We start from the raw sequence: 12,768 nt of genomic DNA on the forward strand, positions 1-12,768 counted from the left end.
GTGGCTCTCCGCGTTGAGGGAAGGTTCACATGGCTCAATCCTCAATGGAAATTAGGCGCCTAACCGGCTCAGTTCCGCGTGAAAACCAACAGGTATGGCCGTTGCCACTTATTCCCTTCTTCGGCAAGGTTGCCGAACGGAACGGGCGCTTATCTGCCCTTCAAAGCGATTGCACGTCAGCAGAAGTCCACCGGCGCATGAGCGAAATCTACGGCGAGCGCGAAGGCACGTGTCGAATGACCAATTTGGTCATCCAAGCTGGGGGGCCGTGGAGCGGATTGAAAAGGGCAAACGTGTCCTTCGTCTGGCTCCCGACAGTGTGGACAACGACGAACTTACGGTGTGGCTAATCGAGGCAGCCACGCGGAACGCAGGCCGGCCGTTGGTAATTGCCAGTCTGCAATCGCCACCCGTGCATTTCCCGTTCAAGCTGATGCGCCCGTTGGCCTACCTTGTGTCGAACAACGACCACTTGGCTGTGAGAAGTGAGGGACCCAATAATCAGTTCATGCCATGCGTGATTGGATTTGGCGACGAGGCTCATCATAAATGCCTACACAGCTGCTCGGAATAAGCCTGAAAGAAAACTGCATCCTTCGGGTGCCGCTTCCTGCGCGTGTGGTGCCACGTCGACACGCAAATGTCCGCCACCACTCGATCGCCAGTAACGATGGTTGTGCCCTCCCGCCACCATCTTTGCTGGCGTCGATTGCAAGTTATGATCGACGTCGGCTTCACTTGCTCGGGAGCAAGTGAAGATTAGATCCTGCCCCGCAACCAAATCACAAAAAAGCCCGCCTGGAGAAATCCGGCGGGCTTTTTGGCGTTTAATCCGCCAGGAAAAGATAACGCAGATCAGGCAAGGGCAAAAGAGCCGGTCACGCCCGCAAGGATGGCATTCAGCGCCGACGGCCGCTCCAGTGGAACGTAGTGGCCGCAAGCCGGAATGACGTGCACACGGCCGTCGATGGCGCTTGCCGCCTGAAAGGCGCTCCTCACTCCGGCGGCTGCAGGCGGTCCTTGGGGACGATCAGGCGTATGATCAGGCCTTCCGAGTGCCACTGGCGGAGAATTTCGCCACCGAACTGCCTTTCGATCGTCAGCTTGGCGAGCTTGGTGCCGAAGCCCTCGGTCTCGGTCTGGGTTACCTGAGGCCCGCCCTGTTCGGTCCATTTGAGTTCCAGGGTCTCGCCGCGATCGATGCATTCGATGTCGAGGGAACCGGTGGCGGTCGAGAGGGCGCCGTACTTAGCGGCGTTGGTGGCGAACTCGTGCACGACCAGCGAAAAGCCGGTAATCGCAGCGCGCGAGATGCCAAAATCGCAGCCTCGCGCCGTGACCCGGCGAAGTCCCTGTGGCGTTTCGCCGTCATAGGGCGAAAGCAATGTCGAAAGCAGCGCCTGCAGGTTCGCTCGGCCTTCGCTTGCGCCATCACGATCGGGCGTCGGCAAGGTGAGCACGTGTGCGCGCGCCAGCGACCCTAACCGCGCGACGACGGCAGACGCCAGCTCTTCGGCGGATGCGGCGGCCTTGGCACTCAGCGACACGACGCTACTCGAAACCATGAACAGGTTCTTCACCCGGTGCGCCATCTCCTGGATCAGCAGGTCCTTCTGCTGCTCGGCCTGCCGGCGCTCGCTGATGTCGCGGGCAATCTTCGACGCGCCGATGACCTCGCCGGCATTGTCGCGGATCGGCGAGATCCGCAGCGATATCGGGATGAGCCCGCCATCCTTGCGCTGCCTGAAGGTTTCGAAGTGGTCGACGCGCTGGCCGGCACGAACCTTTGACAGGATCTCCAGTTCTTCGCCGAGGCGTTCCTCCGGGATCAACAGCGTGACCGGGCTGCCGACCGCTTCTTCTACCGTGTAGCCGTAAAGGCGCTCGGCGCCGATGTTCCAACTGGTGATGATGCCGTCCAGATCTATCGACAGGATCGCATCTTCCGAGGATTCGACGATCGCCGCCAGTTGCTGGGCCGCGCGTTCCGTCGCGCGGCGGATCGCCAGCTCATGTTCCGCTGCCTTGAGCAGATGGGCGTTGTCGATGGCGATCGCAGCATGTGCGGCGATCGAGGTAACCGTCGCCTCGGTCTCGGCGGTAAAGACACCAGGGAGATCATGGCCAAAGAAGAGCCCGCCGTGAACATCACCGGACCGTGAAACCACGGGAACCGCGAGGTAGCTTGCCACTGGCAGGTGCCCCTCCGGCATGCCGAAATGTGGTGCGGACTGTCCGTAGCGCGGGTCGGTTCGGATGTCGTCGGAGCGCACGATGCCGAGACCGCGAAAGGTAGGCTCGAACACGGCGGTGTTGCGGGGCAACTGGAAATTTTCGAAGGCCGCGCGCGGTACGCCTGACAGGGTGTAAAGCGTGTAACGCTCGCCGTCCGGGTCGGCGAGATTGTAGAAGAAGGCGCCGAACTTCGCCCCGGCAAGCTCGGTGGCGGCGTCGGTCACCGTCTGAACTATGTGATCGAGATCAAGGTTGCTGGCGATTGCCTTGGCTATCCGGTCGACCGCCCGCAAGCGACGCTCGGCGGCTTTGCGCTGGGAAATATCGAGGATGCTGACATAGGTGCGTTCGCAGCGTGCGCCTTCAAACGTGACAGTGAAGACCACATCCAGCCGCCGCCCGCGCAGCGTCTGCACGACGGCTTCGCTGCCGAAGCGCCTCTGGCCCTGCCAGAGCGCCATCAGTTCTTCTAGGAAGATCGGCGTCGTCTCCGGCAGAAAAACGTTCGAGAGTGAACGCAGCAACTCGTCCTTCTCGGTGGCCTCGAACAGTTCCACGGTGAAAGGATTGACGTCGACGATACGCACCTGCGCGATTGCTTCGTCCAGGCGGCTGGGGTGAGCCTTCAGGTGGGCGCGCAGATCCTCGACGCCATCCGAGCGAAGCTGATCCAGCAGATCGCAGACTGCGGAGAAGTCTTGCTCCCACACCGCGACGCCGGCGTTTTCGAAGATCTCGCGGAACCGCGCCTCGCTCTCGCGATTGGACTGTTCGGAGGCGTTCGCGCTACTATTGTCGACCAGCATATTGATCGCTCCCACGAACCCGAAGTGGAACCGCATCGGTGATGGCCACACGTTGCGAAAGGCCGCCGCCGCTTTGCGGCGCGTTCTGAAAAGCTAACGCAAGCGAGCCGAAATGCAACGGTTTCCGAAGGAAAGAAGGCTCGATCAAGCGCGGTCCCTCAGTGCCGAAAACGAAGGATGGACTTGGGCTCGGCGACGAGCAGGGCAGCGGCCTCGAGCAATTGTCGAGGGTTGAACGGCTTTGCCAGCAGAGCGGTGTCGGCAAAGCCCGGGGGCAGAGCCTCGCGACCGTAGCCGGATACGAAGACGAAGGGGACTTTCTTGTCGGCCAACGCAGCGGCGATCGCGTCAACCGGTTGGCCGCGCAAATTGGCGTCGAGCAGCGCGGCATCCAGCGTCATCTCGTCGATCAGACGTAGCGCATCGCCGGGTGTCGCGGCCGGGCCGGCGACCTCAGCATCCTCTTCCTCGAGAATCGCGGCAATTTCGAAGGCGATCAGCGCTTCATCCTCAACCACCAATATTCGCTTTCCCTTCAGTTTCGTCGACGCGGCCGGGGCGTTGGCCGCCGGCGCTTCTCTCACAGGCTCCTCCAAGTCGGACAGGGTACTCGGCGGAACATGGGCCTCGAGCGGCAGCCGCACTTCCCAGCGCATGCCATCTGCCTCGGTCGTCAGGTGGGCGCTTCCGCCGCCTCCCGTCGCGACTTTCTCGATCAGGCTGGTGCCGAAGCCTGGACCGAGCGGCATCTTGAGTGGTGGTCCGCCCTGTTCTGTCCAGTTGAGACAAAGTGCATCGCCGCTTACGCTCCATTCGATCGACACCGTCCCATCGCTTAAGGAAAGCGCACCGTGTTTTACTGCGTTGGCTCCGAGTTCGTGCAGGACCATCGCCACATGCGTTGCCGTCTGTGCATCGAATCGCACCGGTGGTCCGGTGGTCGTGACCCGGCGCGCGTCGGCAGTTCCCCACAAGAGCTGATCGCGAATGATGTCGCCGAGGTCAGCCCCTTCCCAAGCCGTTCGGGTCAGAAGCGAGTGCATGCGCGACATTGACTGCAGGCGTCCGCTGAAGCTTGCGGCAAAGTCGGCGGGGTTCTTGGCCGAGCGCAACGTATGCTGGGCGATCGCCTGGACCGACGCGAGCATGTTCTTCACCCGATGGCTGAGCTCGCTGAGCAGACGTTTCCGGGTCTCTTCAGCCCGCTTGCGTTCGGTGATGTCACGCGCCGCACCGAACCACTCGACTATGTCCCCTTTGCCGTCGAGCATCGGTATGGCGCGCGAATGGCTCCAGCCGAGGCTGCCGTCGCGGCGGATGACCCGGTGTTCCATTTCGAACGTGGCCTTGTTGTCGATGGCATCGCCGATGCACGCGAGCATCAGCGGCTGATCTTCGGCCGGTATGTAGGTTTCGAGCCAGCTGTCGCTCGGCTCGTCCGTGTCGGCAACGAAGTCCTTGCCTTGCAGAAACCGCATCTCGCGCCAGTCGGGGCCCATCCGGTATACGATATCCGAACTCGCGGTCACCAAAGCCCGGAAACGCTCTTCGCTCGCGCGCAGGGTCTCCGCGGCTTCCACGCGATACTGCGAAATCTTCAGGTGCGCCTCGATCCGGGCCAAGAGCTCGCGTGCGCTGAAGGGCTTGATCAAGTAGTCGTCGGCGCCCGCCTGCATGCCCTCGATACGGCTCTCCTCACCGGCTCGCGCCGACAGAACGATGGCCGGCACGGTGTTGGTACGCGCGTCCGTGCGCAGGCGCCTGAGCAGTTCGATCCCATCGAAGCCTGGCATCATGATGTCCGTGAGGATCAGGTCCGGCTTTTGCGACCCGACGGCGGCGAGTGCCTCTTCGCCGTTGCCGACGATCTTGAGATCGTATTGCGCGCTGAGAAGGCGGCGTAGATAGTCGCGCATATCGGCGTTGTCATCGACGACCAGCAGGGTTCGGCGGCTGCCATTTCGTTTTTCCGGCGAATGCGGCGCCGGGTCGACCTCCGGCAGACCCGCATCCGAGGACGGATGATCCGGCAGCCATCGCAGCGCCTCCTCCACGAACGGCGCTGCGCCGACGGTCGTCGATGAGCGATCCTCGCCATTGCCGTTGCGGTGCTGCGCAGGAGCGCGACTACCTTTGGGGATTGCCACGCTAATGGTCGTGCCTTCGTCGAGGCGACTTTCGGCCGAGACCGTTCCACCATGAAGTTTCACCAATTCCTGGACGAAGGCGAGCCCGATGCCTGAGCCCTCCTGGCTGCGACCCCTTGCGCCTTCGACGCGATGGAAGCGCTCAAAAAGGCGGGGCATCTCGTTGGCAGGAATGCCGATGCCGGTATCGCGGACCGTCAGGACGAAATTGTCGCCATCGTCCGCGAGTTTGACGGCGACATCGCCCCTGAGCGTGAATTTGAGGGCATTGGAGAGGAGGTTGAGGACGATTTTCTCCCACATCTCGCGATCGACATAGGCCGGTTCTGGCAGCGGCGGCGTATCGACGGTCAGGTTCAGCCCAGCCATTTCCATCGCCGAGCGAAAGGCGCTGGCAAGCTCTGCCGTCGTCGTCGCAAGGTTCGTCGGCTCGAAGCGTGCTTGCAGGCGCCCGGCTTCGATGCGCGAGAATTCAAGCAACATGTTGACCAGCTTGAGCAGGCGCAGCGAGTTGCGATGGGCAATGAGCAGACGGTCGTGATCGTCCGGACGCTCTCCGTTACGGGCCAGCAGGTCCTCGATGTGACCGAGCATCAGCGTGATCGGCGTGCGGAACTCATGGCTGACATTGGAGAAGAAGACGGTTTTCGCCCGGTCTATCTCCGCGAGTGCCTCGGAACGTTTACGCTCGTCCTCATAGGACTGGGCATTGGCGATGGCGCTGGCGATCTGCGCTCGCATGAGATGCAAGAAATCGTGGTAGTGCTCGTCTAGCTTCAGGCGAGGATTGATGCCGACCACGAGAAAACCGGCGGCATCGCGGGCATTGGCCGCGGGCAACGGAAGCACGGCTGCCGTATGCGGCAGGTTGGGGTGGTTTTTGCTCGCGGAGGCCGGGAAACGGCGTCCGAGATCATCGACAAGGCTGGGTTTCAGGTCGGCACCGAAATGCCAACCTGCAGAACTGTCCTTTAGCGCCAACTCTACCTCTGCCGGGCACAGCGCGTGATTCGGCTTAAGGCCTGCCAATCCGGAAAGCCTTGCTCGTTTGCGGCCGGGCTCCACGAGGTAGAGAAGGGCGAAGGGCACGTCTCGTTCGTGCGTCTTGAATGTTTCCGTTGCGATCGCGCAGGCCTCGTCGGGCGATCGTGCATCGCCCGAGCGAGACGCAAGGTCCCGAAGGACGACGATACGGCGCTCGCCGATCACCTTCTCGGTAATTTCGGTGACAGTGGCGAGCACGCCGCCGATCCCGTTTTCTGCGGTTTCGTCCGGCACGGGGCTGTAGGCGATGGTGAAATGGGTTTCTTCCAGGAAGCCGTGCCGATTGATTTCGAGCTCGATGTCATCGTTCCAGGTGGCGGGACCGCCATTGAAGGGCGTGTCGATCAGCGGCTTCAGGACATGCCAGATCTCGCTCCAGCATTCGCTGACCGGTTTGCCGAGCGCCCAGGGGTGTTTTGCGCCGAGCACAGGGCGATAGGCCTCGTTGTAGATCGAGACATACTGCGGCCCCCACCACAGCAGGAGCGGAAACCGGTTGCGCAGGAGGAAGGGGATCATGATCTTCAGCGTCGGCGACCAATTCTCCACCGGTCCGAGAGGGGTCGGCGACCAGTCAAAGTCGTCGATCAGCGACTGCATCTCGTCGTGAGATGCCGGCCACGCCTTTGCCTTGGCTGCTACCTCGTTGTCGGACGTGTTTTCGGCGTCTGACATGGCGTTGATCCCCGATAGATGACGCTCAAGCAACGTAAACGCCCGGTTTGGGGAAGGTTTCCGTAGGGTCGGCGAGAGTGATGTCGAGACGTCTGGCGAAGCGGAGGAGGGCTGGCGGGCCGAGCATGACCGCCTGCCGCCGAGGGCGGCCATGCGCAGTGCGGGTGGTGGCGAACTAGCCGTTCAGCATCGCGCCGCCTTGTGGACCTGCGGGTTCCGTCATCAACCAGAACAGTAGGGTTATGAGGCTGAGTGCCGCGCCCATCAGGCAGACGCCATGCCATCCGCCATAGGCATAGGCGATGGTAGAAAAGGACGATCCGAGCGCACTGCCGAGCGAATAAAAGAGCATGTAGGCGGCTGTGAGCCGGTTCTGAGCTTCCGGACGGACGCGATAGATAAGTGCCTGGTTCGTCACGTGCACGGCCTGAAGGCCGAAGTCGAGGACGAGGACGCCGGCAACGAGCCACAGGAGCGATTGGTCCAGCAGCGCAATCGGCAACCACGCGGCGAGCATCAACGCCAGCGAGATACCGGTCGTGCGCTGGCCAAATCCGAGATCGGCCCAGTGTCCGGCGCGAGAGGCAGCAAGTGCTCCGGCAATCCCTGCCAGCCCAAAGAGGCCGACCTGGGTATGCGACAGTGAAAAGGGCGGCACGCTCAGCGGCAGGACAAGCGGGGTGAGCAGCGTCGTCACATTGGCGAAGATCAGCATGGCGATGATGCCACGGACGCGCAGAACCGGCTCCTGGGCGATTAGCGTGAAGGTGGAGGCGACGAGGCGGAGATAGCTGAGCTTGCTCGTTTCCCGCTGCTGATCCGGCAGCAGCTTGTAAAGCAACAGAGCGATCAAAAAGGTGAGCACAGAGGATACAATATAGACCGCCCGCCAGCCGGCCAGATCGGTCAGAAATCCGGCGACGGCGCGAGCCGAAAGAATGCCGATGACGATGCCGCTGGTGACAAATCCGACCACCCGACCCCGTTCCGCCTGATGAGAGAGGCTGGCCGCATAGGCCACCAGCGCCTGCGTGAGGACAGCAAGCATGCCAACTGCGGCGATGGAGACCATGAGCATTTCGACACTGGCTGAAAGGGCGACGAAGCCAAGGGCTGCGACCGACAGCAGCGACTGAAAGATGATGATCTTGCGGCGATCGAAAAGGTCTCCGAGGGGAACAAGCAGGATCAGGCCGAGCGCGTAGCCGAGCTGGGTCGCGCCGACGATCAGGCCGGCGCCGGTTTCCGACAGATCGAGATCGGCGGCCATCACGTCGAGCAAAGGGTGGGCGAAATAGGCGTTGGCGACTGCGAGGCCAGCGGCGAAGGCAAAGAGCGTCATCATCGGACGCGTCAGCCGCGATGCCGGGCGGGCGCTGCCTTCCGGGCACGAGACTTCGTTTGCAGCGCCAGCCGGCGCTGCAGCAATTTTACCATCCATTGGACGTGTTCCTTGTTTTGGTTTAATAATGAAACCAAGGAATGGATATCATTTTGGTTTCATAATGCAACCAAAAATCCAAATGGAGATCATGCATGGTGGCCCGCAGACGGCTGAAGGAAGACTATTGCCCCAGCGCGCGATCACTGGATGCGATCGGTGACTGGTGGTCGCTGCTGATCGTGCGCGATGCGTTCGATGACGTCCGCCGCTTCAGCGATTTTCAGAAGAGCCTTGGCATTGCCAAGAACATCTTGACGGACCGCCTGAGAACGCTTGTCGAGCGCGGCATTCTCGAAACGGTTCCGGCAGGCGAGGCGAAAACGAGGGTCGAGTACCAGTTGACGGCGAAGGGCCGCGATATCTTTCCGGTCATGGTCGCCTTGCGGCAGTTCGGCGAAAGGCACTTGTTCCAACCCGGCGAGGAGCATTCTTTGCTGGTCGAGAAGGAAACGGGCCTGCCGGTTAAGCTCGATATCCGCACGCAGGATGGCCGGCCGATCGATGCGGCAGGGACAGTGCTGATCAAGGTTCCCGAGGCGTGATGTCGTCTCAGGCCGGCCCGCGCGCCCCGGACCAGTGAACCGTACTAACTTTAGACGGATATTCAGCTTTCTCTGCTAGTCTGTGCCGAGTCTTTCCGCTGTTGGGGAAATAGGCGATGGGCGTTGTGACGCTAGACCAGGTAGAGGGCCAGATCGCGCGAGGCTTTCGCTATCTGCATTTTTCGCCCGAAATAGAAGAGCTCTTCCGCAAGGACTATGCGGCAGAGCGCGTGCGGCTCGCCGCAATCTGGGGCGTGATCGGTATCTTTATCTACGATCTCGTCTATTTCGGCGACCACACCATGTTGCCGGATGTCTTCACCGGGTTGTTCACCGTTCGCTTCCTGGTGTTCACGCCCTTCGTTATCGCCTGCATCCTGGCGGCGCGGCGCTGGCCGGATGTCCGTCTTTACGATGTCCTGGCGGTGGCGATTGCGGTGCTGGGCGTGACCCTGCCGATGGCCGTGGCCACGCAGAGCACCAGCCCTTACCTTTTCGTCTACCAGAACGGCAATTCCGCTGCCTTCCTGTTCTTCGTCATCGCACTCCGGCCGCGGTTCTTTGCCGTTCTTTCGGGGCTTGCGCTGATGTGCGCGTCGCACTTCACCACGACGCATATGACCGGCGCCTTCGACGACGTAACTTATTCCGGCATCATTACTTTCTATCTGACGCTGTCGATCTTCCTGGCGGTGAGTGCCTATTTTCTGGAACAGAAGGACCGGCAGAATTTTCTCAATCAGTTGAGGGGCAGCCTCCTCTGCCAGCATCTCGAACGCAACGCGGAACGGGATGAACTGACGGGGCTATTGAACCGCCGGTCGCTGGTGCGGATCGGCGGCATGCTGTGGAACGAAGCGCCGGGGGAGACCGCAATTTCGGCGATTCTGCTCGATATCGATCACTTCAAGCGGTTCAACGACGTTCATGGCCACATTGAAGGTGACGCCTGCATCCGCGCCGTCTCGCAATGCATCCACGCCGCGGTCGACGAGGCCGCCTTCGTCTTCCGTTTCGGCGGCGAGGAGATACTGGTGCTGGCGCCTGGACGGGAGCCGCTGCAGGCTTTGGCGATGGCAGAGAGGATCAGGTCTGCAATCGAAGGGTTGCGCATACCGCATCGCGGCCTGACCGATGGCTGCGTGACCGCGAGCCTCGGGACAGCGTCGGCGATCGCCGCGGATACGACGCTTGAGCGACTGCTGCAGAAAGCAGACGACGCGCTTTATGAAGCCAAGCGCATGGGTAGGAATACGGTCGTGCTGGCCACGGACGCAGAGCCCGACGCGCAGGTTGCCTAGGTGGCGGCCGTGCCGGGAAAAGTGCGGCCTCCTGGCCTCCAAATCAGCGAAAGGACCGGTGCCCTTCCATCAACATGGAACGGCGATGACGCGATCGGCCGAGGGTCGACTTCTCCATGATTTGGTTCGGCGGGCCACGGGCGATGAGCCGGCCGGTGCCCGGCGCTGGGCACCGGGATAGCGGGCCGCAGAGCCAAGCGCAATAGTGGAGTTTAAATCTCATCTTATAGGCGTGCGCGGAGGTAGGGATTGCGGCGCACGGCAATCTGACGTAGATATTGCCCGTCGCGAAAAGCGACCGCTTCCCTTGATCCGCTCAGTGGCGGAGTAAACAGGTGGACGAATTGGCGTCCAGGCGGTCGAGTACATGCCATCCCGCCTATTTCGGCGCGGATCGGCCAGCGTCTCCCAGAAACCAGATACTGACATTTCGTCAGCCCCTGCTCGTGAGCCATTGGCGCCTGTCGGTGCCGCACGCTCGCGTCTACCGGAGCGTGTCATGACCACACCCCTCACAATGAAGAAACCACTTATCGTCATTTTTGCTGCCATTATCCTCGATGCCGTCGGCATCGGGCTGATCTTTCCCATTCTGCCGTCGCTGCTGAAGGTGGTCGCGCAGACGGACGACGTCGCGCCGCTCATCGGCACAATGGCGGCCCTTTATGCAGTGATGCAGTTCGTGTTTGCACCGGTGCTCGGTGCCCTCAGCGACCGCATCGGCCGGCGGCCCGTCTTGCTGCTTTCTCTTGGCGGAGCCGCCATCAACTACCTGTTTTTGGCTTTCGCTTCCAATCTCTGGATGCTTTTCGCAGGCCGCGCGATCGCCGGCCTAACAAGCGCCAACCTGGCGGTGGCGACCGCCTATATCACCGACATATCGCCGGAGGAGAAACGCGCCCGCCGTTTCGGCCTGTTCAACGCCATGTTCGGCATCGGCTTTATCGTCGGCCCGGTGCTGGGCGGCATCCTCGGCGACCACGGCTTGCGGCTGCCCTTTATTGCAGCCGCTATCCTCAACGCCTGCAATTTGCTGCTGGCGCTCTTCGTCTTGCCGGAATCGCGCATTCCCGGCCGGGAGAAGATCGACCTGGCCGCGCTCAATCCGCTCCGTCCGCTCCGCTGGGCTTTCTCGTCCAAGGGCTTGATGCCAATCGTCGTTCTGTTCCTCACCTTCAGTGCGACCGGCGAGGCCTGCAGCACCTGCTGGGCGCTGTGGGGCAGCGATGCCTTTCACTGGAACGGGCTGTGGATCGGTCTTTCACTCGGCGCCTTTGGGGTCTGCCAGGCCCTTGCCCAGGTTTTCCTCCCAGGGCCAGCGGTGAGAAGGCTCGGCGAACGCGCGACGATCCTGACAGGTGTTGCCGGCGCGTGCGTTGGCTTGGTCGTCATGGCATTCGCGACGGAAGGCTGGATGATCTTCGCCATCATGCCGGTATTCGTTCTTGGCGGCATCGGCGCGCCGGCCTTGCAGTCCTTTGCAACTCGACAGGTCGATGAGACCCAGCAAGGCCAGTTTCAGGGCGTGCTGGCGTCGGCGGTAAGCCTGGCATCGATTGCCAGTCCGCTCGGATTCTCGAGCTTCTATTTCGTCTTCAGGCAGGAATGGCCAGGCGCCATCTGGCTGTCGGTCGTCGCCGTCTATCTGGTGGCCGTACCGCTCGTTCTGTTCTTACGATTTGGGCGGCGCGCCGAGGGCTAGGCGCCTGCATCAGGCCGCTGGTCGCGCGCTATCGGCGGCCGCCTGCAGCCAGCCTGAAAGGTCCTGCTTCAGAAGCGCGCCGAGCCTTTCGGTTTCCGGCGCGTAGAATTCGACCAGCCGGTTGCGCAGATCCGTCGGAAGCGGCACATAGTCGAGTTCGCGGGCGACCATCGAGCGCAGGCCCTTCACGATGGGGTTGCTGCGGAACGGTGCCGCGATCGGCTTTAGCGGCTGAAGAAGTCGGCGCAGCTTCGGCGGCACGACAGGCACCGTCTTGTCCTTGACTTTGTTGACGACCGGATAAAGCGGCGACGACAGCTGCAGAAAGCCTCTGACCGCGTCGAGATGCGCCTGCGGGTTCTGGCGCATATGCTCATAGAGGAGAACCTGCAGGTTTTCGGCTGGAAACAGATCGAGATAGGCTTCGAGCTGGCGGCAATAGAGACCGCCGACCAGGAAACGTCCTCCCTTTGCCTGGCGTGGATCGAGATACCGGGTGATGTCGGTGCCGACTTCCCCGCGGCGATAAAGCATGCAGTAGTCGGAATAGGCGCGGTCGACGGGATTGCGCAGCTGCGCGATCAGCCGTGCGCTCGGCAGCGCCTTCTTGATGCGGGCAGCTGCTTCCGGCTCGTCGAGGTAGGAATTGGATTTCTCGCCGACGATGGTCTGTTCAGGTTTGGGCTCGAATTGCCCAAGATACCAGCCGTCGCCCTTTTCGAAGTTGCGGCTGAAGAAGTGGAGCTCGGGATCCGGCATATAGACGGAAGGGTTCTGCTGCAGCGACTGCTGTAGCCAGGTGGTCGCGCTCTTGGCGGCGCCGATGATCAGGAAATCGATATCCGAGAGCTGCATGTCGTTCTCTTTCTTTC

Annotated in this window: 8 protein-coding genes; 3 read left to right on the plus strand and 5 right to left on the minus strand. The window is 61.7% G+C overall.

Translation table 11 applies throughout. From position 1 onward, the window contains the following. Window positions 1-855 precede the first annotated feature (855 nt). The 4 genes from IB262_RS11875 to IB262_RS11890 all read right to left on the minus strand — a co-directional run bounded on the left by IB262_RS11875 (window position 856) and on the right by IB262_RS11890 (window position 8,348). Window positions 856-999, minus strand: a complete 144-nt coding sequence (locus IB262_RS11875; protein ID WP_156553069.1) for a hypothetical protein — start codon at window positions 997-999, stop codon at window positions 856-858. Continuing rightward, a complete protein-coding gene (locus tag IB262_RS11880) occupies window positions 996-3,041 on the minus strand; it encodes a PAS domain S-box protein (RefSeq protein ID WP_167550719.1) in 2,046 nt (681 codons plus the stop codon). Before IB262_RS11880 ends, IB262_RS11875 begins: the two co-directional genes overlap by 4 nt. A 158-nt stretch (window positions 3,042-3,199) precedes the next feature. Further along, window positions 3,200-6,907 carry a response regulator gene (locus IB262_RS11885; RefSeq protein ID WP_192493584.1) on the minus strand — a complete coding sequence of 1,236 codons (3,708 nt, stop codon included), beginning with the start codon at window positions 6,905-6,907 and terminating at the stop codon, window positions 3,200-3,202. Between the two features lie 175 nt (window positions 6,908-7,082). After that, on the minus strand, window positions 7,083-8,348 hold the full coding sequence (locus IB262_RS11890; protein WP_192493585.1) for an MFS transporter: 1,266 nt from the start codon (window positions 8,346-8,348) through the stop codon (window positions 7,083-7,085). A 95-nt stretch (window positions 8,349-8,443) separates the two neighbouring features. Here IB262_RS11890 and IB262_RS11895 point away from each other — a divergent pair, with 95 nt between their 5' ends. The 3 genes from IB262_RS11895 to IB262_RS11905 all read left to right on the plus strand — a co-directional run bounded on the left by IB262_RS11895 (window position 8,444) and on the right by IB262_RS11905 (window position 11,896). Beyond that, a complete protein-coding gene (locus tag IB262_RS11895) occupies window positions 8,444-8,893 on the plus strand; it encodes a helix-turn-helix domain-containing protein (protein WP_192493586.1) in 450 nt (149 codons plus the stop codon). A gap of 116 nt (window positions 8,894-9,009) precedes the next feature. Then, entirely contained in the window at window positions 9,010-10,194 is a 1,185-nt protein-coding gene (locus IB262_RS11900) for a GGDEF domain-containing protein (protein ID WP_192493587.1), read from the plus strand. A 517-nt stretch (window positions 10,195-10,711) separates the two neighbouring features. Continuing rightward, window positions 10,712-11,896, plus strand: a complete 1,185-nt coding sequence (locus IB262_RS11905) for a TCR/Tet family MFS transporter (RefSeq protein ID WP_192493667.1) — start codon at window positions 10,712-10,714, stop codon at window positions 11,894-11,896. 9 nt (window positions 11,897-11,905) lie between these two features. On the opposite strand, the gene IB262_RS11910 is transcribed toward IB262_RS11905, so the two are convergent. Further along, the gene (locus IB262_RS11910; protein WP_192493588.1) at window positions 11,906-12,751 is read right to left on the minus strand and encodes a sulfotransferase; all 846 of its coding nucleotides are present in this window, start codon (window positions 12,749-12,751) and stop codon (window positions 11,906-11,908) included. Window positions 12,752-12,768 lie beyond the last annotated feature (17 nt).

It is taken from the genome of Ensifer sp. ENS02, assembly GCF_014851885.1.
Taxonomy (GTDB): domain Bacteria; phylum Pseudomonadota; class Alphaproteobacteria; order Rhizobiales; family Rhizobiaceae; genus Ensifer; species Ensifer adhaerens.

Bases quoted from the DNA above. Each gene is read 5' to 3' on its own strand.
- IB262_RS11880 (WP_167550719.1), bottom strand. From the start codon at position 3,041: ATGCTGGTCGACAATAGTAGCGCGAACGCCTCCGAACAGTCCAATCGC.
- IB262_RS11885 (WP_192493584.1), bottom strand. From the start codon at position 6,907: ATGTCAGACGCCGAAAACACGTCCGACAACGAGGTAGCAGCCAAGGCA.
- IB262_RS11890 (WP_192493585.1), bottom strand. From the start codon at position 8,348: ATGGATGGTAAAATTGCTGCAGCGCCGGCTGGCGCTGCAAACGAAGTC.
- IB262_RS11895 (WP_192493586.1), top strand. From the start codon at position 8,444: ATGGTGGCCCGCAGACGGCTGAAGGAAGACTATTGCCCCAGCGCGCGA.
- IB262_RS11900 (WP_192493587.1), top strand. From the start codon at position 9,010: ATGGGCGTTGTGACGCTAGACCAGGTAGAGGGCCAGATCGCGCGAGGC.
- IB262_RS11905 (WP_192493667.1), top strand. From the start codon at position 10,712: ATGAAGAAACCACTTATCGTCATTTTTGCTGCCATTATCCTCGATGCC.
- IB262_RS11910 (WP_192493588.1), bottom strand. From the start codon at position 12,751: ATGCAGCTCTCGGATATCGATTTCCTGATCATCGGCGCCGCCAAGAGC.